Annotated in this window: 19 protein-coding genes and 1 pseudogene; 13 read left to right on the top strand and 7 right to left on the bottom strand. The window is 63.5% G+C overall.

From position 1 onward, the window contains the following. Positions 1-274: 274 nt before the first annotated feature. Positions 275-745, top strand: coding sequence for a hypothetical protein (locus tag OVA24_RS15340; protein WP_267670803.1), 471 nt, complete (start codon positions 275-277; stop codon positions 743-745). Here OVA24_RS15340 and OVA24_RS15335 read toward each other — a convergent pair. Both OVA24_RS15335 and OVA24_RS15330 read right to left on the bottom strand, forming a co-directional pair. Next, complete coding sequence (locus OVA24_RS15335; protein WP_267670802.1) at positions 742-1188, bottom strand: NUDIX domain-containing protein; 447 nt, start codon at positions 1186-1188, stop codon at positions 742-744. The two genes, OVA24_RS15340 and OVA24_RS15335, sit on opposite strands and share 4 nt — an antisense overlap. Positions 1189-1195: 7 nt before the next feature. Beyond that, positions 1196-1885 (bottom strand): HAD family hydrolase, encoded by a 690-nt coding sequence (locus OVA24_RS15330; protein ID WP_267670801.1) that lies wholly within the window; start codon positions 1883-1885, stop codon positions 1196-1198. A gap of 255 nt (positions 1886-2140) precedes the next feature. On the opposite strand from OVA24_RS15330, the gene OVA24_RS15325 reads away from it, so the two are divergent. The 5 genes from OVA24_RS15325 (at position 2141) to OVA24_RS15305 (ending at position 9382) form a co-directional block, all read left to right on the top strand. Next, positions 2141-5596, top strand: a complete 3456-nt coding sequence (locus OVA24_RS15325; RefSeq protein WP_267670799.1) for a response regulator — start codon at positions 2141-2143, stop codon at positions 5594-5596. Further along, positions 5593-6429 (top strand): CheR family methyltransferase, encoded by an 837-nt coding sequence (locus OVA24_RS15320; RefSeq protein ID WP_267670798.1) that lies wholly within the window; start codon positions 5593-5595, stop codon positions 6427-6429. The genes OVA24_RS15325 and OVA24_RS15320 overlap by 4 nt, the downstream gene beginning before the upstream one ends. Further along, positions 6426-7031, top strand: a complete 606-nt coding sequence (locus OVA24_RS15315; protein ID WP_267670797.1) for a chemotaxis protein CheB — start codon at positions 6426-6428, stop codon at positions 7029-7031. Before OVA24_RS15320 ends, OVA24_RS15315 begins: the two co-directional genes overlap by 4 nt. A gap of 1 nt (position 7032) precedes the next feature. Further along, the gene (locus OVA24_RS15310) at positions 7033-8595 is read left to right on the top strand and encodes a response regulator (RefSeq protein WP_267670796.1); all 1563 of its coding nucleotides are present in this window, start codon (positions 7033-7035) and stop codon (positions 8593-8595) included. Positions 8596-8851: 256 nt separating this feature from the next. Then, positions 8852-9382: a c-type heme family protein gene (locus OVA24_RS15305; RefSeq protein ID WP_267670795.1), complete on the top strand. Its 531-nt coding sequence runs from the start codon at positions 8852-8854 to the stop codon at positions 9380-9382. A 30-nt stretch (positions 9383-9412) separates the two neighbouring features. On the opposite strand, the gene OVA24_RS15300 is transcribed toward OVA24_RS15305, so the two are convergent. Beyond that, a complete protein-coding gene (locus tag OVA24_RS15300) occupies positions 9413-9658 on the bottom strand; it encodes a hypothetical protein (RefSeq protein WP_267670794.1) in 246 nt (81 codons plus the stop codon). A gap of 286 nt (positions 9659-9944) precedes the next feature. Here OVA24_RS15300 and OVA24_RS15295 point away from each other — a divergent pair, with 286 nt between their 5' ends. After that, positions 9945-11318 carry a UTP--glucose-1-phosphate uridylyltransferase gene (locus tag OVA24_RS15295; RefSeq protein WP_267670793.1) on the top strand — a complete coding sequence of 458 codons (1374 nt, stop codon included), beginning with the start codon at positions 9945-9947 and terminating at the stop codon, positions 11316-11318. Between the two features lie 24 nt (positions 11319-11342). On the opposite strand, the gene OVA24_RS15290 is transcribed toward OVA24_RS15295, so the two are convergent. Then, on the bottom strand, positions 11343-13862 hold the full coding sequence (locus OVA24_RS15290; protein WP_267670792.1) for a phosphatidylglycerol lysyltransferase domain-containing protein: 2520 nt from the start codon (positions 13860-13862) through the stop codon (positions 11343-11345). A 208-nt stretch (positions 13863-14070) separates the two neighbouring features. Here OVA24_RS15290 and OVA24_RS15285 point away from each other — a divergent pair, with 208 nt between their 5' ends. The 4 genes from OVA24_RS15285 to OVA24_RS15270 all read left to right on the top strand — a co-directional run bounded on the left by OVA24_RS15285 (position 14071) and on the right by OVA24_RS15270 (position 18953). Continuing rightward, the gene (locus OVA24_RS15285) at positions 14071-14640 is read left to right on the top strand and encodes an HAD family hydrolase (RefSeq protein WP_267670791.1); all 570 of its coding nucleotides are present in this window, start codon (positions 14071-14073) and stop codon (positions 14638-14640) included. 172 nt (positions 14641-14812) lie between these two features. Further along, a complete protein-coding gene (guaB, locus tag OVA24_RS15280; RefSeq protein ID WP_267670789.1) occupies positions 14813-16267 on the top strand; it encodes an IMP dehydrogenase in 1455 nt (484 codons plus the stop codon). An 11-nt stretch (positions 16268-16278) separates the two neighbouring features. Next, complete coding sequence (gene guaA, locus OVA24_RS15275; RefSeq protein ID WP_267670788.1) at positions 16279-17802, top strand: glutamine-hydrolyzing GMP synthase; 1524 nt, start codon at positions 16279-16281, stop codon at positions 17800-17802. Beyond that, positions 17799-18953, top strand: a complete 1155-nt coding sequence (locus OVA24_RS15270) for a polysaccharide deacetylase family protein (RefSeq protein ID WP_267670787.1) — start codon at positions 17799-17801, stop codon at positions 18951-18953. Before guaA ends, OVA24_RS15270 begins: the two co-directional genes overlap by 4 nt. A 216-nt stretch (positions 18954-19169) precedes the next feature. On the opposite strand, the pseudogene OVA24_RS15265 reads toward OVA24_RS15270, so the two are convergent. Continuing rightward, a pseudogene (locus OVA24_RS15265) lies at positions 19170-19298 on the bottom strand (bifunctional 3,4-dihydroxy-2-butanone-4-phosphate synthase/GTP cyclohydrolase II); the annotation flags it as partial. Positions 19299-19321: 23 nt separating this feature from the next. Here OVA24_RS15265 and OVA24_RS15260 point away from each other — a divergent pair. Next, a complete protein-coding gene (locus tag OVA24_RS15260; RefSeq protein ID WP_267670783.1) occupies positions 19322-20029 on the top strand; it encodes a type II secretion system protein in 708 nt (235 codons plus the stop codon). Positions 20030-20038: 9 nt separating this feature from the next. Here the strand turns inward: OVA24_RS15260 and OVA24_RS15255 are convergent, their stop codons facing one another. Together OVA24_RS15255 and OVA24_RS15250 are read right to left on the bottom strand one after the other, a co-directional pair. Continuing rightward, positions 20039-21244, bottom strand: a complete 1206-nt coding sequence (locus OVA24_RS15255; RefSeq protein ID WP_267670782.1) for a bifunctional 3,4-dihydroxy-2-butanone-4-phosphate synthase/GTP cyclohydrolase II — start codon at positions 21242-21244, stop codon at positions 20039-20041. Positions 21245-21271: 27 nt separating this feature from the next. Next, positions 21272-21832 (bottom strand): YqgE/AlgH family protein, encoded by a 561-nt coding sequence (locus OVA24_RS15250; protein ID WP_267670781.1) that lies wholly within the window; start codon positions 21830-21832, stop codon positions 21272-21274. Between the two features lie 273 nt (positions 21833-22105). Here OVA24_RS15250 and OVA24_RS15245 point away from each other — a divergent pair, with 273 nt between their 5' ends. Next, positions 22106-23524 carry an MATE family efflux transporter gene (locus OVA24_RS15245; RefSeq protein ID WP_267670780.1) on the top strand — a complete coding sequence of 473 codons (1419 nt, stop codon included), beginning with the start codon at positions 22106-22108 and terminating at the stop codon, positions 23522-23524. Positions 23525-23526 lie beyond the last annotated feature (2 nt).

Raw genomic sequence — 23526 nt, 5'->3', positions numbered from 1 at the left:
TTTTATGGGATGGAGGTGATCCTTGCAAGCGGAAATTCGTGATTATGCGCAATCTTAAACCAACCCTGATGTTTCAGTTAGATTGATAAGATACCCCGCAGGTCCCATCGGGACTGGATTGCTGTTAGGCCAGGCCTCCTCAGGTGTTTGAATCATGCGGAGTCATTTTTCAGGATATGCGGATATTCTCATGGTGGGATGCCGGTGATTTCCCCCGCAAAGGTCGAAGAGACAGGTTGTGGAAGCCGGAGAAATGGCCGAAGCTGCGGCCCGGATGATCCCAACCCCGAGCGAAATATTCGCCCAGTATGAGCGCGGCGAAATCGAGCGTGATGAGATGCATGCTCTGATGGCGCTGAACGCGCGGGAGCTGATCGCGGAGATGGAGGAGGACCGGTTGAACCCCGCCGCCGCGTTGATGGAATATCTGCTGTCACGGCGGGCGGCGTCCCGTCTGGTGCGGAAGCATGGCGGGCGGCTGCTGAGGGAAATCCTCCACGCGCTCTCGCTCGAACGGGACTTTCCACCCTCGCGGCTGCTGTGGAATGCGTCGCACCCGGATGTGCCGCTGCACTGTTTCCTGCGGATGCGCAGGGAGCCCGTGTTCCGGGTGGACTCCATCGCGGCGAAGGACGGCGACGTGGTGGTGGAGGTGGGGTATGGCTCCGCCGCGAAGGGAAAAACCGCGAAGAGGACCTTCACCCTGAAGCGCGGGCCTGACTGGAAGCTCCGGGTGGCCGGCTAGGGCACCGCCTGGAAAAGCAGCTCCATGTCATAGGGCAGCGCCAATCCCGGGAAATCCTCCCGTGTGAACCAGGCAAGGCAGCGTGTTTCTTCCACGTCCGTCGGCGGGGAGCCGTCGTCGGAGACCTGGCACCGGAACAGGACGATGAGGTATTCCACCTCATCCCCGTTCTGGTAGGTGTGCCGGAACTCCGGCCCACCCAGCACCCGGAGCACGGAGCAATCCGTGCAGGAAAGGCCGGTCTCCTCCCTGACTTCCCGGGCGACGGCTTCCTCCGGCGTTTCCCCGGGTTCGATCGCTCCCGCTGGCAGGCTCCAGGAGCCGTCATGCTTTTCCTGGAGCAGCAGCCGCCCGGCACTGTCATGAATGACCGCCGCCACCGCCGGGATGAGCAGGAGATCCGTGCCGATGGCCTCACGCAGCCGCTGGTAGTAAGGTGACATGGGGCGTTCAGACAGAGTGTTCGTTTTCCAGCTCACGGATGATCCGGGGCAACTGGTCGAAATGATCGAAACGGGCGTCACATGGAGCGTCCGCATGATCATCGTTCCGTTTCCACACCGCCAACATCCCGGCGTTCCGCGGGGCCTGCATGTCATTCACGGGATGGTCGCCGACATAGGCTGTTTCTGCGGGAGTCACGCCGAGCAATGAAGTGGCGCGGTGGAAGATGGCTGGATCCGGTTTGCGGAGACCCTCTTTTTCCGAAATGAGGATGGCCGAAAAGAATGGTTCGATCCCCAGGGTGCGGATCGAGCGCTGTTGGAAGAACGTCCGTCCGTTGGTGATGATTCCGAGGGTGTGGGTCTCCGCCAGTCCGGCCAGGGTCTCCCGCACATTCGGGAAGGAGACATAATGATCCGCCACGCGGTCGGTGAAGTCCTGGTAGAGCTGCTCCCAGGTGAGCGAGCGGATACCCAGTTCGTCGATGAGGCGCTGGTAAACCTCATCCTTCCAAAGCATGCCACGGTCATCCAGACGGATGAAGGATTCAACAAAGCGGTCGGGCGGAACCCCAGCCAACTGCGGGCGGAAACGATCGTATTGAGCGGCGGAAAATGCCAGGAATGAGCGGTCGCGGTCCAGAAGGGTGCGATCAAGATCGAAGAGGATGCAGCGGATCTCCATGCCTGAGGGCATGCCTATCGATCTGCGCCTGATCTGGCGATGCTGAAAGGACAGCTCCCTGCAGCTGCTCTGGAATGGGTGGAATTTGCCTCATATTGTCGTTAAAAAGAGCTAAAACGTGCAATATGCCGTCATTGGGACGCGGAATTCGGGGAAGTGCGGAATTGTTACGATGAGCCGCGGAATTCTAACCTCGGGGGCTGTTGTTCCGTGCCCCCTGAGTCCGGGGGGAGTGACGGAGCAACACGCATTTCCATCCACGCCACCATGCCGTTGTCCCAATCCGCCCCACTCCCAGCACCTAAGACGCGCACCGGCAACCTGCCGCTCTATCTGGGATTCGCCGGTGCGGTGATTTTCTTTCTCCTCAGCGGCTTCAATGCTTTCCGGAACACCACCGCCCTGCGTGAGGGCATGCGGCAGGTGGAGAACACCCACACGGTGATCGTTTCGCTGGAAAATGTTCTGTCCTACATGAAGGACGGGGAAACCGGCCAGCGGGGTTATCTCATCACGGGGAACGAGGACTATCTCCGGCCTTACTTCAATGCCCGTACGGGAGTGGAGGCGGAATTGGTGAAGCTGAGGAAAATCACTTCGGGAAATGCAATCCACCAGGAACTCCTGCCAAAGGTGGAGGTGCTGATCTCCGCGAAGTTCGCTGAGATGGAGGAAACCATCCAGATCCGCAGGGAGCGGGGCTTCGAGCCCGCCCTGGCAGTGGTTGTCACGGACCGGGGACGTCGCGTCATGGATGGCCTGCGCGACAACCTGGCGCTGATGAAACAGGAGGAGCGGAGAGTCCGGGACCTGCGGATCTCGGAAATGGAGCAGACGCACAAGGCGACCATCGCCAGCGGAGTGATCACGGCGGTGCTGGGACTGGTTCTTTCCTATTCCGTCATGTGGCTGCTCCGCCGCAACCAAGAACAGAGGAAGCGCCAGGAGTGGTCCCAGGCGGGACGGATCGAGCTGGCGGCATCCATGGCCGGGGAGCTCAGGTTGGAGCTTCTGGCGGAGGGCGTCCTCGGATTTCTCTCGCGGTACGTGGACGCCCACGCGGGCGTGATGTTCGTCAGCCGCAAGGGTGGTTTCGAACGGGTGGCGCTGGTGGGGACCTCCAACGGTGCCGTGCCTTCGAAATTCGCGGTGGGCGAGGGCTTGCTCGGCCGTGCGGTCACGGAGAAAGCGTTGCAGCGCGTCGATGATGTTCCGGAAGGTTACCTCACCGTGGCTTCCGGGCTGGGTGAGGGTGTGCCGCGGCACCTGCTGGTGATTCCGGCGCAGGTGGATGACACCGTCAATGCGGTGATCGAGCTGGGCTTCATCCATCCCCTGAATGAGGAGAAGCAGCAATTCCTCTCACAGATCGGCGAACTGGTGGGGATGGCCGTCAGGTCCTCCCTCTACCGGGAGAACCTGCAGGAACTGCTGGAGGAGACGCAGCGGCAGAGCGAGGAGGTGCAGACCCAGAGCGAGGAACTGCGGGTGTCCAACGAGGAACTGGACGAGCAGACGCGCGCGCTGAAGGAAACCCAGGCCCGGCTGGAGCTGCAGCAGACGGAGATGGAGCAGATCAACACCCAGCTCGAGGAGCAGACCCAGATCCTGGAGCGGCAGAAGGCCGACCTTCTGGACTCGAAGGTGGCGCTGGAGATCCAGGCCGCGGAGGTGGAGCAGGCCAGCCGCTACAAGTCGGACTTCCTGGCGAACATGTCGCACGAGCTGCGCACGCCGCTGAACTCCTCCCTGATCCTGGCGAAGCTGCTTTCGGAAAACCGGGGCGGAAACCTGACGGCGGAGCAGGTGAAATACGCGCACACCATCGAGTCCGCCGGCAATGATCTGCTGAACCTGATCAACGATGTGCTGGACCTGTCGAAGATCGAGGCCGGACACATGGACATCTCCCCGGTGCGGGTGACGCTGGCGGATGTCGCGGGCAACATGCGGGACATCTTCGAGCCGATCGCCCGCGAGAAAGGCGTGAAACTCACCGTGGAGGTGGATGCGGGCCTGCCTGCGACGATGGAGACCGACCCGCAGCGGCTGGAGCAGGTCCTCAAGAACCTGCTCTCGAACGCGCTGAAGTTCACCGAAAAGGGGGAGGTCGCGCTGCGCGTGGGGCGTGGTCCGAGAAACCAGCTCAGCTTCAAGGTGAGCGACACGGGCATCGGCATCGCCCCGGAAAAGCGCCGGGCGATTTTCGACCCATTCTTCCAAGGGGATGCGGGGACCAGCCGGAAGTACGGCGGAACCGGACTGGGTCTGTCCATTTCCCGGAACCTGGCCCGCCTGCTGGGGGGTGAACTGCGGTTGGTGAGCGAGATCGGGAAAGGCAGCACCTTCACCCTGCTGGCACCGGAAGTGTGGGAAGCGGCCACTCCGCGTCCCGCTCCGGCGGCTGTTCCCGCGGAGCAGGCGCCGGACCTGGCGCGGCTGCTGGAAGAAACATCTCGCCATGCTCCGGAACCTCCGGCCGCGCCCATCACGGAAGGCAGCGTGCCGGATGACCGGGCGTCCATCAGCGGCCGGGGCCGCGTGATCCTTGTCGTGGAGGATGACAAGCCCTTCGCGGAGATCGTCTATGATCTGGCGCGGGAGATGAGTTTCGAGTGCCTGGTGGCCACCAGCGCGGAGGAAGCCCTGCGGCTGGCGAAGCGGTTCGTGCCGAGCGCCATCGTCCTGGACGTCGGCCTGCCGGACAACAGCGGCCTCATCGTGCTGGAGCAGTTGAAGAGTGATCCAAACACACGCCACATTCCGGTCCACGTGGTTTCCGCGAGCGACTACACCCACACCGCGCTCTCCCTGGGGGCGGTCGGCTACATGATGAAGCCGGTGAAGCGGGAGCAACTGGTGGAGACTTTCAGGAAGCTGGAGGTGAAGATCAGCCAGAAGGTGCGCCGCGTGCTGCTGGTGGAGGATGATCCGGTGCAGATGGACGCCATGAGGGACCTGCTGGGTTCCCGGGATGTCGAGGCGGTCTGCGCCAGCACGGCGGCGGAGTGCCTGGAGCAGCTCGGCGGTTCCACCTTCGACTGCATGGTGCTGGACCTCAGCCTGCCGGATGCGTCCGGCTTCGCGCTGCTGGAGAAGCTGAGCAAGGAACACACCTACTCCTTCCCTCCGGTCATCGTCTACACCGGTCGGGTGCTGAGCTCCGAGGAGGAACAGCGTCTGCGCAAGTATTCGAAATCCATCATCATCAAGGGCGCGAAATCACCGGAACGCCTGCTGGATGAGGTGACCCTGTTCCTGCACCAGGTGGTGTCCGAACTTCCGGCGGAGAAACGCAGGCTCATCGAGAAATCGACCAGCCGGGATGAGGCGCTGGAAGGCCGCCGGATTCTCATCGCGGAGGATGACGTGCGGAACGTCTTCGCTCTGACAAGCCTGCTGGAAGGCCGCGGGGTGAAGGTCAAGATCGCCCGGAATGGCCGTGAGGCCCTGGTGGCGCTGGAGGAGTCACTCCTGGATCCCGCGAAGAAGGTCGATCTCGTCCTGATGGACGTGATGATGCCGGAGATGGACGGCATCACCGCGATGAAGGAAATCCGCCGCAGGCAGGAATGGAAGAAACTGCCGATCATCTCCCTCACCGCGAAGGCGATGCGCAGCGACCAGGAGCAATGCCTGGCCGCCGGGGCGAATGACTACCTGGCCAAGCCGCTGGATGTGGAGAAGCTGCTCTCCCTGGTGCGTGTGTGGATGCCGCGATGAAATCTAAGGAATCGGAAATCGAGGAGATCGAGCTGGGATTGCTGCTGGAGGCGATCCACAGGCGGTATCACTATGATTTCCGGGGCTACTCCGAGGCGTCCCTGCGGCGGAGGCTGGGGCAGGCGTGCCTGCATTTCGGCCTGTCGAGTTTCTCCCAGCTCCAGCACCTCATCCTGCATGAGGAGGGGATGATGGGGAAGATGCTCCAGTTCCTGACCGTGCAGGTGAGCGAGATGTTCCGGGATCCCCATTATTTCCGGGCGCTGCGGGAAAAGGTGCTGCCGCACCTGAGGACCTACCCCTCGCTGAAGGTGTGGGTGGCGGGTTGCAGTTCCGGAGAAGAACTTTACTCACTGGTCATCACCTTCCGCGAGGAGGGTCTGGAAGACCGCACGATCTTCTACGCCACGGACATCAACACGGATGCGCTGGAGAAAGCGCAGGCGGGCGTCTATGATCTGGACCGGCTGGCCCTTTTCACGGCGAACCACCGGGCATCCGGCGGGCGCAGCTCCCTTTCCGACTACTACTCCACCGGCTACGGGCGGGCGATCTTCGACAAGAGCCTGCGGAAACGCACCGTGTTCTCCGACCACAGCCTGGTCTCTGACGCGGTGTTCGCGGAGACCCAGTTGGTGTCCTGCCGGAACGTGCTGATCTACTTCAACCGCGAGCTGCAGGACCGGGCGGTGGGCCTGTTCAAGGACTCGCTTTCGAGGAAGGGGTTCCTGGGGATCGGCTCGAAGGAGAGCCTGCGCTTCTCCTCGCACGCGGCGGCTTTCTCCGAGTTCGACCGGCATGAACGGATCTATCAGAAGGAGGGTGGGGCATGAACACGGAGGTGCGGATCAACGATCCGTTTCCGGCGGTGGTCATCGGTGCCTCCGTGGGGGCCATCGAGGCGCTCAGCCGCATCCTGCCGGCGCTGCCCGCCGGATATCCATATGCGGTGATGGTGGTGGTGCATCTGCCCCGGCATTCGGACAGCCTGATTTCCGCGATCTTTTCCGAGCGCTGTCCGATGCAGGTCAAGGAAGCGGAGGACAAGGAGCCGCTGGTTCCCGGGACCATCTATTTCGCCCCGCCGGACTATCACCTGCTGGTGAACCCGGACTTCACACTGGCGTTGTCTTCGGATGAGGCGGTCCACTATTCACGCCCTTCTGTGGATGTGTTGTTCGAGTCCGCCGCGGCGGTCTTCGGCGACGGCCTCACCGGCGTGATCCTCACCGGGTCCAACGAAGACGGGGCCGCCGGCCTTGCCGCGGTGTCCGCCGCCGGCGGCTGCGCCCTGGTGCAGAATCCATCGACCGCGGAAGGGCGGAACATGCCCGCCTCCGCCATCTCCGCCTGCCCTGCAGCCTATGTGCTGGATCTGGAAGGCATCGCCACCTTCCTCAACGCCATGAAACCAACCGGCGGAACCCTTTCCTGATATGAGTCCCAAGCCTGACATCAACTTCCTCCTTGTGGATGACCTTGAGTCGAACCTCATCGCCCTGGAGGCCATCCTGAAACGGGACGGCCTCACCTTGCTGAAGGCCCGTTCCGGGCGGGAGGCGCTGGAACTGCTGCTGGTGCATGAGATCGCGCTCGCCTTCGTGGACGTGCAGATGCCGGAGATGACCGGGTTCGAGCTTGCGGAGATGATGCGCGGCACGGAGCGGACCAAGGCGGTGCCCATCATTTTCCTCACGGCGGGCATCGTGGACCAGCAGCGCCGCATCCAGGGATATGAGACGGGTGCGGTGGATTTCCTGCTGAAGCCCATCGACCCGGCGATCCTGCTGAACAAGGCGGGCACCTTCTATGACTTGGCCCGGCAGCGGCAGGACCTGAAGGAAAGCCAGAACCGGCTCCAGGACCTCAATGAACAGTTGGCCGCGACCAACGCACGGCTGGAGAAGGAGGACCGCACCAAGGATGAGTTCCTGGCGATGCTGGCGCATGAACTCCGCAACCCCATCGCCCCCATCCTCACCGGGGTGGACATCCTGCTGAGGAGCCCCGGCGATACGGCGTTGGTGGAGAAGATGGCGGGGATGATGAAGCGGCAGACCAGCCAGATGGCCCGCCTGATCGATGACCTGCTGGACGTTTCCCGCATCACGATGGGGAAGATCGAACTGCAGGTTGATGGGATCTCCGTGGCGGAGGTGGTGGACGCGGCGGTGGAGTCCGTGCAGCCGCTCATCACCCGCATGGACCACCGGTTCTCGATGGTGAACGCCCCGGCGGACTGGCGGATTGAAGCGGACAGCCACCGCCTGGCACAGGTGATCGCCAACCTGTTGTCGAACGCGGCGAAATACACCCCGCGGGGTGGGGAGATCTGCCTGCGGGTGGCGGACGAGGACGGAAAACTGACGATCTCCGTGAAGGACAATGGCAAGGGCATCAAGCCGGAGCACCAGGAGGGCATTTTCGACCTGTTCGACCAAGGGGCGGCGGGGGCGAAGGACGGGCTGGGCATCGGCCTGACCCTGGTGAAATCGCTGGTGGACATGCACGGCGGGGATATCTCCCTGAAAAGCGGCGGGGAGGGGAAAGGTTCCGAGTTCACCGTCATCTTTCCGGGGTTGGTCAAGGGGACCCCGGTTGACGGACGGGAGGTGGAGGGGGAGCGGGACGCCGCATCCCCGCAGAAGCTGAAGGTGCTCATTGCGGATGACGGAAAGGCGACCGCCGACATCCTGAACATGTTCTTCATCATGGAGGGGATGGAAACCTCGGTGGCCTACGACGGCGCGCAGGCCATCAAGGCGGCGGAGTCTTTCGCCCCGGACCTGGTGTGCCTGGACCTGGGCATGCCGGTGGTGGACGGCTATGAAGCGGCGCGGAAGATCCGCAGCATCCAGCCGGGCGCATGGATTGTCGCCCTGAGCGGGTGGGGGAGCGAGGAGGACCGCAAAAGGACCTCCGAGGCCGGCTTCGACGAGCATCTCACCAAGCCGGTGAACCCAGGAGACCTCCGTGCGCTGATGAAACGCCGCTTCTGACCGCCGCCTCCGGAACCGCCGGTTGTGAATAACCCTGACGTGATCACGTGATGGCGGGATGGCCGGTTTTGGGTAAGGTGCACTTGTCGCGCATGACTCCCCCCCAATCAGGTGCGGCGAACCAATTCCCCCCAACAAGAAGATCGGTAGGTGATTCCCCCCAGAGAGGCTTCATCTACCGATTTTTCGTGTTCGGGAACCGCTCCACCGGGCGGGATGGAAGGAGGTGCGGATTCCAGGCGTATCGTATTACGATATGAATCATCTGATCCTCCGGCGGAAAGTCTGTTATGGCATGCTGGCGTTGCTCCCGTGGCTCTGGCTGCCGGGACAGGCTCGCGCCGCTGACGGGGAGCGGCTGGAGGAGGAGGCGAAGCTGCGCTCCCAACTGCTGCATGAAGTCCTCCACGGCGCGCTCCAGGTGATGCACCGGGATTTCTTCAAGGAGGAGGAGAAATCAAAAATCCCGTCGGAATCCCTGGAAGATGTCTTCGAAGAAATGGAGAAGACCTGGGGGGTGAGGATCGAGTGGCTGGCGGTGGATACCAAGGCGATGAACGTGGACCACCGTGCGGATGACGCCTTTGAGAAAAAGGCGGTGGAGGTGATCTCCTCCGGCGCGGAGGCGCATGACATGAAGGAAGGGGGCCTCTACCGCTATGCGGGGGTGATCCCCCTGGGGAACCGCTGCCTGAAATGCCACGTGCCGGACCGCACCAGCCTGGAGGAGAGGAAGGCAGCCGTTGTCATCTCCATGCCGCTCCAGCCGGTGAAACGGGAACCCTGAACCATGCCAAGGGATGTGTCTGACGTTGGCTTACCGGGTCCGGAGTTTTTTCGCGAGCTTGTTCCAGGCCTTGATCGCCTCGTTCGGCGTGAAGTAGATTCCTTCGCACAGATTGGTCTTCCAGGCGACGCAGGCCGGGTTCGCGCACCGCACGGACGGACCATTGCGGGAACCCAGACGGTTCGTACCTTCGGTCAGTTCCGGAATGGTGTCACAGAATGGACACAGGGATATTGCCTCCCCCGGAGGCTTCGGTGGATCCACATGGCTGCTCATCGGGCGGAGATTAGCACAAAAGCGGACAGAAATGGGTTACGCGATTACGTAATTGACAGCATAAAGGTCTGATAGTGAGCGCTTCTAACAACGAGGATCAATCAATCGTTTGATTTATGATTGGTTGAATTTGAGGCACATTTGACGGGAGAACATTTGTCTGGAGCGGAAGTTTCGATCGGGCGGAGTGGCGTTACAAAATTCCGCGTTGGGCCAAAAAAACTCCGCAAATTTCAGCGTGACCAGGGTATGTCTTAATGCTCCAGTGCTGCTGAACATCACATTCATGGGAAATTTCGACGCATTCCAATCAAAGATGGCGGCAGCAGGTATGGGAGAAGCCGCGATCGGAGCCTTCCGGCGGAATTATGAAGCGCTGCTGCGCGACGAAACGGGGATGATCCCGGAAAGCTCCATCCGTCCTGCGGACGGTATTCCGTCCTCCGAGGAACTGCGGGCGACGGAGGCGGGCAAGGCGCTGCTCTCCCAGGCGGTGGTGGTCAAACTCAACGGAGGTCTGGGGACCGGGATGGGGCTGCAGGGGCCGAAGAGCCTGCTGCCGATCCGCGACGGGGTGAACTTCGTCGACCTGATGGTGCGGCAGATCCTCGACCTGCGGAAATCCAGCGGCGCGAACGTGCGCCTGCTGCTGATGAACAGCTTCAGCACCAGCGGGGACACGCTGTCCCATCTGGAGCGGTATGCAGCGGACGGGCTGGCGGACGCGGCCGAGGTGGAGCTGATGCAGAACCAGATCCCGAAGATCGACGCGGCCACGCTGGCACCGGTGGAGTGGCCGGCGGACATGGACCTGGAGTGGTGCCCTCCCGGCCATGGTGATCTTTTCCCGGCGCTGGTCGGCAGCGGCTGGCTGGACCGGCTGCTGTCGGAGGGCGTGAAGTATGCCTTCGTCTCGAACTCGGACAACCTCGGTGCGATCCTGGACCCGGCGTTGCTGGAGTATTTCGCGAATTCCGGCGCCCCGTTCATGATGGAGGTCACGCGGCGTACCGGGGCGGACCGCAAGGGCGGCCACCTGGCCGTGAGGAAAAGCGACGGAAGGCTGCTGCTGCGTGAGGTGGCGCAGTGCCCGGACGAGGACATCGACGCGTTCCAGAACATCGACGAGCACCGGTTCTTCAACACCAACTCGCTCTGGCTGCGGCTGGACCTGCTGAAGGAACAACTGGAGGCGGACGCCGGCGTGTTGCCGCTGCCGATGATCAAGAACCGCAAGACGGTGGACCCGCGTGACAAGAAATCCACTCCGGTCATCCAGCTTGAGGTGGCGATGGGGGCGGCGATCGAGTGTTTCGAAGGCTCGCTGGCGGTCGAGGTTCCGCGCAGCCGCTTCGCCCCGGTGAAGACCACCAGCGACCTGCTGGCGCTGCGTTCGGACGCCTATGAGATCCTCCCCAACGGCCAGGTCCGCCTGGCTGCGGAACGGAATGGCATCCCGCCGGTGATCACCCTTTCCGACGACTACAAGCTGGTGGACCAACTGGAGCCGTTGGGCGTGCCGGGATTGCTTGGTTGCCGCTCTCTCGGGGTGGACGGGCCGGTGCATTTCGAGCCGGGCGTCGTCATCGAGGGGGACGTCGCGTTCAGCCACAGTGGCCCTGACCGGATGCAGGTGGCCGCGGGGACCTACCGGAGTTGATGAAATGGGGGCGTGCCGCCCGCGTCAGGATTTGATGAGACCGCGGAAACCTCCAGGGAGGTGGACTGCGGCCACCGCCAGGCCGATGCGGGCGAGCAGGGTGCCCGGCGGGTAGGCCAGGTAGCGGCCCTGCCAGGCGGGGTGGTACTTCCGTTTGAAATCGAAAAGGGACTTGTAGCGGTAGAACCGGTCGAAGCGGTCGAAGATCAACTTCACCCGCCGTTCCTCCCGGGAAAGCTGCTGCGGGTCCGTCTCCGTGTTCGCCAGCGGGGCGTTGCCGAGACTGATCTCGGTGACGCCCTCTTCCTTGAAATGGTCCATGCTTTCCAGGATGAGGAAATCCATGATGCCACCCGGGGAGCCGCGTCCACGCATGAGGTCCAGGGTGCGGCCGGTGCCGCGGGCGTAGGGGATCCAGGTGGCGAAGCACTCCACTTTTCCGTCCGGCAGCAGCACGACGGCGCACCCACGTTCGCGGATGTCCGCGAGCGAGAACGCGCCGAGGTCGAAAGTCATCTCGCCGCCGCTCTTCGAGCGCAGCCACGCGTCGGACAGGAGGTGGAGCTGCGCTTCCAGTCCATGGTCCACGCCTGCCGATGGATCGTACCAACGGAAGGAAAGTCCCTCCTTCTTCGCCTTGTTGCGGGCGGTACGGAGGTTCTGGAACTTCCCTCCCGCGAGGCTGAACTCCGCCAGCGGGATGCGGGCGTCCTCGCCCACCTTGAAGGTGATGAGGCCGGCCTGTTCATACAGGCTGCGGTGCGCGCTGCCCGTGCCGTAGAACAGCGGCGTCCAGTCCTGGCTGCGGCAGTAGGAGGCGAACTGGTCCACCAGATCCCTCCGGATCTCCGGCGCGCACACCGGGTCCGCCAGCGCCACCGCCATCTCCCGCCAGTTGGCGAAGGCGACGTAGCCTTCACCGGATGGGTGGAAGAAATAGTGCTTGTCCGGCAGCAGGGTGAAGGGATCGCTGGGGTCATTGCCGTGGCGGGCCAGGATGTCCGCCGCTTTCTCCCGCTCGTCCGGGGACGAAACGTGCCTGCGCTTCGCCAGCACCGGGCGCAGCATGAGCAGCAGGACCACGGTGCCGCAGGCGATGCCGGTGAAGCGCATGCGTCCCAGGAAATGCTCCATGGCGGAGTTGTCCCCGCCGGAACCCTGTGGATTCCCCGGCAGGCCCACGGTGGCATTCAGCGCGGCGGTGGCGGATGAAAGCCAGTCGAGCGGCTCCGGCAGCTTTCCGGACTCCCCCAGGTCATGGATCCGCGCCGTGCCGAAGATGACCAGCACCACGAACACCACCGGGGCGGCGATGAGGCCAAGCCGGACGGACGGCGCGTCTGACATGGCGACGAATTCCTTCCGCCACCGGATGAGAGGAAGGAGCAGTACCAGAGCCGCCACGGAGTGGTGCCAGTCAAAGGCGCGCACGAGATGCAGCGCGGCGGAGACGGAGAGCAACCCGACCGCCAGCCACCAGGCCACCTTCTTTCTCCGGCTCAGGCCGCGGGCGAGGAACAGCAGGGAGAGTCCGGAAAGGAGCATCAGCAGGCGGCTGTCCTCGCTCACTCCCAGCGGCAGCCATTGCTGCATCCAGTCGATCACGTCCGCGGACTTCGGCATCAGCGCCTCCAGCAGGTTGATGAGGCCGATGAGGAGGACGGCGGTCACCAGCAGGCGGATGGCGTGCCGTTTGGAAAACAGGAAAATGAGCGCCAGCCCCATGGCCGCCGCCGCCGCGGGCCATAACGGGGACAGGCCCCAGGGCAGGGCGGTGCGTGGGCTTTCCGGGGCGAGCGAGTCATTCCCCTGCAACCAGCCCATGCCCCTCAGCAGGGAGGGTCTGAACTTCGGGTCCGGACCGTCGAAGCCGTGGTTGTAGCGGGGCATCTCATAGAGTGCGGTGTGCGCGGCGGTCTGCGGCAGGCTCTGGATCCAGGCCGTGCTGGAGATGAAGTCGGCCCCGCCCTGGAACTGGGCGATGCGCAGGCCGGGCATGCGGTCGGAGAAATCGGTCAGGCCGAAGGTGCCCGCGCCCGTGGGGGCGACGCCCAGCTTGTCCTTCAGTTCCAGTCCATATCTGCCCCTGGCTCCGCAGGAAAGCAGGAGCAACCCTTTCAGTTCGGGTGGTCTTTCGTTCCCCGCGGCGGCGACGGCCTGCACCGCCCCCATCGACCAACCACCATAGAAGAGGGGAGTGCCTGCGGGGGCGTTGGCGGACTTTGCCAGTCGCTGGAAGTCCTCCGCCAGCAGATCCCCGTCGTAGGGGCTCTCCGCATAGTTGCCGCAGTTCAGCCCGGCCACCCACCAGCCGGCATCCGCCAGCCAGTTGGCCACTTCATCCTCCCAGTTCGTCCAGCCTCCGTCACCGGAGGCGAAGACGATGACCGCCGTTGGACGCTCCGTCTGGCGGTAGAGATGGACATGGCCGGCGCCCCGGGAAAGTTCGAGGGACTGGACATGATCTTCCGTCGCTCCGGCACAAAAACCGGCGAGCAACCACAACACGACGAAGAGGACCCGGACCGGACGAGTTTTACTCATAACTGGATAGGAATGATACGCTGCGATGAAGCTGATTTTCCTGACGGCGCAAAATTCGTTGGATTCGAACAACTGTTGGCATGATTTGGGGCATCGATAGCGCTTTTTCAAGCGTCGAGCTTGTCTTTAGGGGCATGTCCCCCTAAGCCGTGCGCCGCACATGACAAGCGTAGGTCCGATTTCATTTCCAACCGACGGCTTTGATGCCGTGATTTTCGATTGTGACGGCACACTGGTGGACTCGATGCCCGCGCATTTCGAGGCATGGTGCGAGGCGCTTTCCATCTATGGCGCCGGTGGTGTCTTCAAGGAGGATGTCTTCATCGCCATGGGCGGCAGACCTACGAGGGACATCGTAGTGGACCTGAACAGCGAGTATGACCTGAAGCTGAATCCGGAGGCCGTCGCCCTTGCGAAGCGCGAGGCTTTCCTGAAGCGCATGGGCTCCGTGTGCCTCATCCGTGAGGTGGCGGACTTCGCCCGCTCCCTGCAAGGCAAGGTGCCGATGGCGATCGCCACCGGCGGCTCCCGCCATGTGATCGAAAAGACCCTCAAGGCCGTGGGCATTTCCGACTGGTTCGACGAAGTCGTGACCGCGGAAGATGTGGCGGAAGGAAAGCCCGCTCCGGATGTGTTCCTGCGTGCCGCGAAGCTGATGGGTGTCGATCCCGCGCGCTGCCTGGCACTTGAGGATGCGCCTGCCGGCATTCTCGCCGCGCAGCGTGCCGGCATGCAGGTGGTGGCCATCCCGTCGCCGCTGGCTTCGCTGGACGCGTGATTCCCGTAGCGAAGGTCGTGAGACCTTCGGCGGGGTGCACGTCCATTGGGAAAACAGGCTCCGGTTGCCCAAGGATTTCCTCCCTGCCGAATCTCTCACGAGATTCGCTGCAATCCGAAAAATTTTCGGGATTCGGCCTTGCGCGTTGGGGGTAGCTTCTATTGACTCCCCCATGGCGGAGATTTCCCTAGGCCTTTCCTTTGACGATGTGCTTCTCGTGCCGGCTTACAGTGCCGTGCTGCCCGGAGAAGCGGACCTTTCCACCCACGTCACGTCGGGTATCCAGTTGAACATTCCCGTGGTTTCCGCGGCGATGGACACGGTGTCCGAGCATGATCTGGCAATCGCGCTGGCGCGTGAAGGCGGCATCGGTGTGATCCACCGCGCGTGCCCCATCGATGACCAGGCGGCGATGGTATCGCGGGTGAAGCGTTCCGAGAACGCGGTGATCCTGAAGCCCCACATCGTCCGCAAGGAGGACAGCGTCGCCCATGTGCGGGCGATCATGATCCAGAACGGTTTCTCCGGCTTCCCCGTCGTCGACGGTGACGGCCGGCTGGAGGGCATGGTGACCGGGCGGGACGTCCGTTACCTGGACCGCCAGGACGTGACCGTGGCGGATGTGATGACGCCGCGCGAACGGCTGATCACCGCGCCGCCGAGCACCAGTCTGGAGGAGGCGCGGCGCATCCTTTACCAGAACCGCATCGAAAAGCTGCCGCTGGTGGACGCGGACGGCCGCCTGGCCGGACTGATCACCGGTTCCGACATCGAGAAGCGCATCACTTTCACCAATGCTGCGAAGGACGGCAACGGCCAGCTCCGCTGCGGCGCGGCGGTCGGCGTGGGTCCGGATTGCGTGGACCGCGCGAAGGCGCTCATCGAAGCCGGTGCGGACGCCCTTTTCATCGACGCCGCGACCGGCCACACCCGGCACGTGATGGGGGTCATCGAGAAGCTGCGCGGACTTTCGGACCGTCCGGTGGTCGCCGGCAACGTGGTGACGGAGCATGGTGCGCGGGACCTGGTCTCCGCCGGTGCCAGCGCCGTGAAGGTCGGCGTCGGTCCGGGGTCCATCTGCACCACGCGGGTCATCGCCGGTGTCGGCATGCCCCAGTTCACCGCCATTCGGAATGTGGCCGACTACTGCCGCGAGCATGGCGTGAAAGTCATCGCGGACGGCGGCATCCGTTACTCCGGGGATGTGGTGAAGGCCATCGCCGCCGGTGCGGACCTGGTCATGCTCGGCTCGCTGCTCGCGGGCACGGAGGAAAGCCCCGGCCAGACGGTCCACTCCGGTGGCCGCCGCTTCAAGACCTACCGCGGAATGGGTTCGCTCGGCGCGATGCAGAAGGGTGCGGGCGACCGATACAGCCAGAACAGCTCCGGCAAATTGGTGGCGGAGGGCGTGGAGGGCCGCGTGCCCTACAAGGGCGCCCTCTCCGATGTCATCTTCCAGCTCATGGGCGGCTTGAAGTCCGGCATGGGCTATGTCGGTGCTTCGTCCCTCTCGGAACTGCGGGAGAAGGCCAACTTCGTCCGCATCACCGCGGGCGGCCTCCGCGAAAGCCACGTCCATGACATCGTCATGACCGAGGAGCCGACCAACTATCAACCCATCAGCTGATCTTTTCCCAAATGCACGACCAACACCACGTCGCCGTCCTTGATTTCGGCTCCCAGTACACCCAGCTCATCGTCCGCCGCGTGCGGGAGCTTGGCTATTTCGCGAAGCTCTATGCGATCGAGGATTTCCCGGACATCGGCCGACCCGGTGCCATCATCCTTTCCGGCGGACCGAAGAGTACCAGCGAGGCGGATGCGCCGGATCTGGACTTCGCGAAGCTGATGGAGTTCGGCGTGCCGGTGCTGGGCGTGTGCTACGGCATGCAGCTCCTGAACATCAAGTTCGGCGGCTCCGTCGAGGCGAGTTCCCGCCGCGAATACGGTCCTGCGGAACTGTTGGTGGAGGCGTCCAGCGGCCTGTATGAGGGGGTTTCCGCGTCCTCCCAGGTGTGGATGAGCCACTCGGACACGGTGAAGATCATCCCGGACGGGGCGCGCGTCATCGCCCGCAACCAGCACGGGACGCCGGTCTCCCTCCAGTGGAGCGACTGCTGCTTCGGCATCCAGTTCCACCCGGAGGTGACCCACAGCCACCAGGGGCTGAAGATCCTGAACAACTTCCTCTCCCACGCGAAGGACCTGCTGCCGTTCAAGATCGACGACTTCAAGCGCGAGATGATCGAGAGCATCCGCGAGACGGTGGGCACGAAGCAGATCGTCTGCGGGGTGTCCGGCGGAGTGGACAGTACGGTACTCGCCGTACTGCTGAACGAGGCGGGTGCGAATGTCCGCGCCATCTTCGTGGACCACGGCCTGATGCGGAAGGACGAGGGCGACGAGGTCCGCGCGAATTTCGCCCGCATGGGCGTGCCGATCGAGACGGTGGACTGCGCGGAACAGTTCCTGACCGCGCTTGATGGCGTGGATGACCCGGAGCAGAAGCGGAAAATCATCGGCAACCTGTTCATCGACGTCTTCTGGGACTCGGTGGGGGATGCGGAGATGCTGGCGCAGGGCACGCTCTATCCGGACGTGATCGAAAGCGCGTCGAACGCGAAGTCGAAGGCTTCCAAGATCAAGACCCACCACAACCGCGTGGACCGCATCCTGGAACTGCAGGCGCAGGGCAAGGTGCTGGAGCCGCTGGCGGAACTGTTCAAGGACGAGGTGCGCGAACTGGGTCTGGCGCTGGGCATCCCGGCGGACATCCTGAACCGCCATCCGTTCCCCGGGCCCGGCCTCGCCGTGCGCTGCCCGGGCGTGGTGAACGAGGAACGCCTGCGCATCATCCGCGACTGCGACGCCATCTTCATCGGCAAGCTCAAGGAACACGGTTGGTATGACCGCGTGTGGCAGGCCTACGCCGGTCTGGTGCCGGTGAAGACCGTGGGCGTGAAAGGCGACGAACGCAGCTACGAGTGGGCCATTTCACTCCGTGCGGTGGTGTCGGAGGACGCCATGACGGCGGACTGGGTGGAACTGCCCTACCAGCTCCTGCGCGAGACCAGCCACCGCATCCTCAATGAGGTGAAGGGCATCAACCGCGTGCTCTATGATGTTTCGACCAAGCCCCCGGCGAGCATCGAATGGGAATGACCGGCAGCGGTGATGCCGTTGGCAACCGGGCCGTCTCCGCGCTGTTCCGTGTCTTCGGAGGCCCGGGACGGCGCTGGGTGGCGGACGGCTTCGAGCGTACGACATTCCGCGCCATGCATGCCGGGGAGCGCCTGCTGCTCGGCTGGCTGGTTTCCCTGACGGTTTTCGCCGCCGTATCGGAGTGGTTGGTCCGCTGGACCGGGCCGTGGATCGGCTGGCTGCTGGTGCTGCCGGTGGGGCTCGTCGCGCTGAACCTGCTGGCATTCTTCGTGCCGGGAAAGAAAGTCGCGGTCCAGTGGTGGAGCTGGCTGCTGCTGCTGACCGCATGGGCTTGGTGGCGGAAGGACGCGGGGAACCACACCGCGTGGTTCGCCTGGCTGTGGCTGGGGATTTTCGCCCTCAATGCCGTGGCGCACCTGATCCTGCTGCTGGGCATGACCCTGCGGATCTCCGGCTGGCCGGGCATGGTCTGGCGGCTTTCCCTGTTCTTCGGGCTGCATGTGATCGCCTTTGTGGACCATTGGTTCTGGGGCTGGACCTGGGCGCTGCTTGGCGGCATGTCGATCTCCGTGATCTACTGTCTGGCGGTGCTGCGCCCGCGCTGCCAATGGCTGGGACCGGTGACGGATTTCCGTGAAGGCCGGCCGCCGCTCATCACCATCGACGACGGCCCTTGCCCGGATGAAACGCCGGTCCTGCTCGACCTGCTGGACCGCCATGGGCGGAGGGCCGTGTTCTTCCTCATCGGAGACAAAGTGCGGGCGCATCCGGAATTGGCGCGTGAGATCGTCCGGCGGGGGCATGAGGTGGGGAACCACACGATGACCCATCCGCAGGCGACGTTCTGGTGTGCCGGACCATGGCGCACGCGGCGGGAGATCCTGGAGTGCCAGAAGGTCATCGCGGAAACCACCGGCGTGACACCCAGGTTGTTCCGCGCCCCCGTGGGGCACCGGAATCTTTTCACCCATCCGGTCACTGCGGAACTCGGCATGGAGGTCATGGCCTGGAGCCGCAGAGGGTTTGACGCCGTGGATAAGGACGTGTCAAAAGTACTGGAGAAGATCCTGCCCGTCGGGAGAGGGGACATCGTACTGATGCACGAAGGGACGGGCATCGCCGCGGAGGTGTTGGGCGGAGTGGTGGAGTAAGGAGGGAGGACACTCCTGTCCTCCGGCTGCATTGGCAAATCAGAAAAGATCTACCGCAAAGACCACAAAGAAGCGCAGAGAAGAAAGGAGATTCTTCAAGTTCGTGGAGATCCGTTGTCCGCATGTGTTTTTTCACTAAGGAGCGAATCTGTTAGAGATTGCTATTGCTATGGATTCCCATTGCAGCCGGAGGACAGGAGTGTCCTCCCTCCTTACTCAGAGCGTATGCCTCGTCCTGGTTCGCTTCGTCTCCAGGTATTTGTGGTTGTGGGGGTTCGAAGGCAGGCTGATGGGCATCTGCCGGACGATCTCCAGTCCGACGACCTTTTTCGGATTGTTGGTCATGGGGCCTTCGACCTATCCTCCGGATGATGGAAATCCAGCCACCACCCGATGTTCCCGCACCTCCGCCATCGGACGACGCATTGCGCTCGAGGCGACTGTTCCGAAGAATCATCGCCTATGGGATCATATCGTTGGTCGTATTGATCATCGTGGGTTTGGTGCCGTCGTGGTGGGGGAAATCCCGGAGACCTCACGAGCTGTACCGGACATTGGGCAATGCGAAGCAACTGGGCCTGGCCCTGATGGAGTTCGAGAAGGACTACGGCAAATATCCCGGTGCGGACACCATCGCCGAAGTCAGACAGAGGACCGGAACGAGTCTCAGCCTGGGCACTTCCTCCTCGAATCATTATCTCCGTCAGTTGTTGGCGGCGGATATACTGGATGAAGGGGCGTTTTACTCCAGGGGGACGTCCACAAAGAGACCGGATCGCCGCATTGATGTCTCCGGTGCCTTGGAAAAGGGAGAATGTGGTTTCGCCTACGTCCCGGGATTGGACTTCAGCAGCCCACCGGGCACTCCGGTGCTGATCGCAGGGCTAATCCATGGAACGGACAGGGTGAATCCTGCGGTGCCTGACGGGGTAGCCGTCCTTGTCTGTGTGGATGGGACCGTGAAAGAGGGCATCACCGACAAACACGGACACCTTATCATCGGCGGCAAGCGCCTGCTCGACCCCGCGAATCCCATCTGGAAAGGACTCCCGCCCAGTCTGGCCTGGCCGGAGTGAGGAGGAACCTCACAACGTATGCCCCATCCTGGTCCGCTTCGTCTCCAGGTATTTGTGGTTGTGGGGGTTCGAAGGCAGGCTGATGGGCATCTGCTCGACGATCTCCAGCCCATACCCTTCAAGACCCACGACCTTTTTCGGGTTGTTGGTCATGAGGCGGATCTTGCGCACACCCAGGTCATGGAGGATCTGCGCGCCCATGCCGTAGTCCCGGAGATCGGAACCGAAGCCGAGCTTTTCGTTGGCCTCGATGGTGTCGAGTCCCTCTTCCTGCAGCTTGTAAGCGTGGATCTTCGCGGGCAGGCCGATGCCACGGCCTTCCTGGCGGAGGTAAAGGAGGACGCCGCCTTCGTTGGAGAGACGCTCCAGCGCCGATGCGAGCTGGCCACCGCAGTCGCAGCGCTTTGACTGGAAGACATCCCCGGTCAGGCATTCGGAATGCACGCGGACGAGGATCGGCTTTTCCGGATCGATCTCACCCCGGCTGAGGGCGAGGTGGTGGCTTCCATCGGTGAAGACGCGGTAGAGGTGGCAGTCGAAGTCGCCGAAGTCCGTGGGCAGCGAGATGGTCTGCTCCCGGAAGACAAGCTTTTCGGAGCGCCTGCGGTACTCGATGAGCTGGGAAATGGTGCAGGCCTTCAGGCCGTGTTTCGCCTGATAGTCGCCGAGGTTGCCGACGCGGGCCATGGTGCCGTCGTCATGGATGATCTCACAGATCACGCCGGCTGGAGGAAGACCGGCGAGGGTGGCCAGATCGACGGCGGCCTCCGTGTGGCCTGCCCGGCGCAGCACACCACCGGGAACCGACTGGATGGGGAAGATGTGGCCGGGACGGACGAAGGACTCCGAGGTGGAATCCGGGTCCGCCAGCAGGCGCACGGTGATGGCGCGGTCGGCGGCGGAGATACCGGTGGTGATGTCCTTGGCGGCGTCGATGCTGACGGTGAAGGCGGTTTTCTGTCCCTCGTTGTTGCGGCGGGTCATCTGCGGCAGGTCCAGCGCCTCGGCCCGCTCAGGGCTGACGGGGGCACAGATCAGTCCACGGGCGTGCACGGCCATGAAGTTGACCATCTCCGGCGTGCAGAGAGAGGCGGCACCCACCAGGTCCGCCTCGTTTTCACGGGATGGATCGTCGGCGACGATGACGAGGCGGCCTGCGGCGATCTCGGCGATGATTTCGTCGATGGGGCTGAAGAGAAGTGGCGAGTCGGACATGAAACGGAGCGTGGATTTCAGGGAAAGTCAGTTGAGGAACGGATCCTCCGGGGCCTCCGCGAGGAGGCGGTGGAACGGGGAAAGCGGCCGCAGCAGGTCTTTCCACAGCGACTTGTCATGGTCATGGCCCAGCAGGTCGGGCAGCGGGCGGGTGGCGATCCACGCGTTGCGCCGCAGCTCCCCCTCGAGCTGGCCGGACGACCAGCCGGAGTAGCCGATGAAGGCGCGCACCAGCGTGCCGGGCTGCTGGGAATGCTTGATCGCCTCCTCGGCGGAGATGCGCAGCGCCCAGCGCAGGCCCTGCTGGTGGTTCCACCAAAGGGCGGAAAACGTGAGCTGGTCCCGCTCGACGGGGCCGCCGTCATAGACCTGGAGGTTGCGCAGCGCGCTGAAATCCGGGTCCTTCAGCAACTCACCCACGACATGGCCGGTGGGGTGGTTGAGGATGAGGCCGAGCGCCCCGTCGTCGGGCGAATGCTCCGCCAGCAGGATGACGGAACGGTTGAAAATCCCGTCACGCAGCGAAGGATCGGCCAGCAGCAACTGGCCGTTGAGATAGATCGGGGAATCGGGTGGATGGCTCGCCACGCCGCAAGCCTAAGGGGGGGACGGTTGGGATGCAAGGGGGACCATAAGGCTACCCTGACGCCGTTGGGGAAAGTTGGCGGGGATTACCACTGATTTCACTGATTTAAAACGAGGGATACTGTGCTGTACAGCGGTGATCCTCATCCACCTGTTTTTGAATCAGTGAAATCAGTGGTTTGATGATCCTTTCTCCGGGGAAAAACGGCTGCCTGGGAGAACAGTGGATTGAAGGTTGCCGGATTCCGGCGGGTGGTGGACGCTCGCCCACGAAGCATGTCGAAACCGATCCCCAACCCCAGCGGAAATCCGGATGCCGCGGCGGGTCTGGGAGGCCGTCTGGCGGGGCTTTCGCTGCCGCGCCAGATCATGGTGCTGGCGATGTGGCCGTTGCTGGAGCAGGTGCTGGCGTTCTTCGTCGGGCTGACGGATCTCCTGATCGCGGGGCGCATGGTGGAGGGTCCGGACCGGGTGGCGGTGCTGGATGCGATGGCGCTGGCGGGCTATGTGAGCTGGTTTTTCAATATCCTCCAGGGGGCCATCGCCACGGGAGTGATGGCGCTGGTGGCGCGGGCCACCGGGGCCAGGGACAAGGGGCTGGCGAACCGGGCGCTGGGGCAGGGAATCTGGCTGGGCTTCATCGCCGGGTGTGTGTCGTTGCTCATCCTGCAACTGTGGATCCCGACGCTGATCCGGTGGATCGGCCTGAGTCCGGAGGCATCCGTGTATGCGGAGCGGTTCCTGCGGGTGCTGGCGTGGTCCGGTCCGTTCAGCGGCACGATGTTCGCGCTGAACGCGGCGCTGCGCGGGGCGGGGGACACGCGGACGCCGTTCCTTGGCATGGTGGTGGTGAACGTGGTGAACATGGGGATGAGCTGGCTGTTCGTCTTCGGCCCGGCTCCGGTGGGCGGCCATGGCATCGAGGGCATCGCCTGGGGGACGACGGTCGGCTGGGCGGCGGGGTTGCTGACGGCCTGCTGCCTGCTGGGCCGGTGGCGGTCGGAGGTGCTGCATTGGTCGCTGGGCATCCTGAAGCCCCATTGGGAGACCATCCGGCGTATCCTGAGGATCGGCGCGCCGCAGTCGCTGGAGATCGCGGGCATGTGGTCCATCCACGCGTTCGGCATCCATGTCATCGCGTCGCTGCCGGTAACGGGGGCGCTGGGGGCGCACATCCTGGCCATCCGGGTGGAGGCGATGAGTTTCCTGCCGGGCTTCGCGGTCGCCACGGCGGGAGCGACGCTGGTGGGGCAGTATCTGGGGGCCGGGAGAAAGGACATGGCGGTGAAGGCCGCGCGGCTGTGCTGGGGTTCCGGCGTGCTGATGATGGGGGTGATGGGCCTGCTCTTCATCCTGTTCCGCCACACGCTCATCGGCTGGATGGCCCCGGGGAGTGGTCTGCACGTGGAGCTGGCCGCGCCGCTGCTCATCGTCTGCGGCCTGGTGCAGCCGTCCTACGCGACCTGCATCATCCTGAAAAACACCATGCGCGGGGCGGGTGCCACGGGTATCGTCATGCGCTGGGCGTTCACCAGCATGATCTTCTTCCGCATCGGCGTGCTGGGGGCGATGGCGAAGTTCGGCTCACCGACGCTGACGCATGTGTGGATCGTGCTGGCGACGGACCTGACGGTGCAGGCGGTGATTTTCTCCTGGCTGCACTTCAGGGGGAAATGGCTGGACGCGAAAGTGTGAGC

The organism is Luteolibacter sp. SL250, from assembly GCF_026625605.1.
In the GTDB taxonomy this organism is placed as follows: domain Bacteria; phylum Verrucomicrobiota; class Verrucomicrobiia; order Verrucomicrobiales; family Akkermansiaceae; genus Luteolibacter.
The sequence above is the reverse complement of the archived record's forward strand: the minus strand, read 5'-3'. Positions and strand labels throughout refer to the sequence as shown.

What these genes read in the sequence shown, in the direction of transcription:
- OVA24_RS15340 (WP_267670803.1), top strand. Translation starts at nt 275, where the DNA reads ATGATCCCAACCCCGAGCGAAATATTCGCCCAGTATGAGCGCGGCGAA.
- OVA24_RS15335 (WP_267670802.1), bottom strand. Translation starts at nt 1,188, where the DNA reads ATGTCACCTTACTACCAGCGGCTGCGTGAGGCCATCGGCACGGATCTC.
- OVA24_RS15330 (WP_267670801.1), bottom strand. Translation starts at nt 1,885, where the DNA reads ATGCCCTCAGGCATGGAGATCCGCTGCATCCTCTTCGATCTTGATCGC.
- OVA24_RS15325 (WP_267670799.1), top strand. Translation starts at nt 2,141, where the DNA reads ATGCCGTTGTCCCAATCCGCCCCACTCCCAGCACCTAAGACGCGCACC.
- OVA24_RS15320 (WP_267670798.1), top strand. Translation starts at nt 5,593, where the DNA reads ATGAAATCTAAGGAATCGGAAATCGAGGAGATCGAGCTGGGATTGCTG.
- OVA24_RS15315 (WP_267670797.1), top strand. Translation starts at nt 6,426, where the DNA reads ATGAACACGGAGGTGCGGATCAACGATCCGTTTCCGGCGGTGGTCATC.
- OVA24_RS15310 (WP_267670796.1), top strand. Translation starts at nt 7,033, where the DNA reads ATGAGTCCCAAGCCTGACATCAACTTCCTCCTTGTGGATGACCTTGAG.
- OVA24_RS15305 (WP_267670795.1), top strand. Translation starts at nt 8,852, where the DNA reads ATGAATCATCTGATCCTCCGGCGGAAAGTCTGTTATGGCATGCTGGCG.
- OVA24_RS15300 (WP_267670794.1), bottom strand. Translation starts at nt 9,658, where the DNA reads ATGAGCAGCCATGTGGATCCACCGAAGCCTCCGGGGGAGGCAATATCC.
- OVA24_RS15295 (WP_267670793.1), top strand. Translation starts at nt 9,945, where the DNA reads ATGGGAAATTTCGACGCATTCCAATCAAAGATGGCGGCAGCAGGTATG.
- OVA24_RS15290 (WP_267670792.1), bottom strand. Translation starts at nt 13,862, where the DNA reads ATGAGTAAAACTCGTCCGGTCCGGGTCCTCTTCGTCGTGTTGTGGTTG.
- guaB (WP_267670789.1), top strand. Translation starts at nt 14,813, where the DNA reads ATGGCGGAGATTTCCCTAGGCCTTTCCTTTGACGATGTGCTTCTCGTG.
- guaA (WP_267670788.1), top strand. Translation starts at nt 16,279, where the DNA reads ATGCACGACCAACACCACGTCGCCGTCCTTGATTTCGGCTCCCAGTAC.
- OVA24_RS15270 (WP_267670787.1), top strand. Translation starts at nt 17,799, where the DNA reads ATGACCGGCAGCGGTGATGCCGTTGGCAACCGGGCCGTCTCCGCGCTG.
- OVA24_RS15260 (WP_267670783.1), top strand. Translation starts at nt 19,322, where the DNA reads ATGATGGAAATCCAGCCACCACCCGATGTTCCCGCACCTCCGCCATCG.
- OVA24_RS15255 (WP_267670782.1), bottom strand. Translation starts at nt 21,244, where the DNA reads ATGTCCGACTCGCCACTTCTCTTCAGCCCCATCGACGAAATCATCGCC.
- OVA24_RS15245 (WP_267670780.1), top strand. Translation starts at nt 22,106, where the DNA reads ATGTCGAAACCGATCCCCAACCCCAGCGGAAATCCGGATGCCGCGGCG.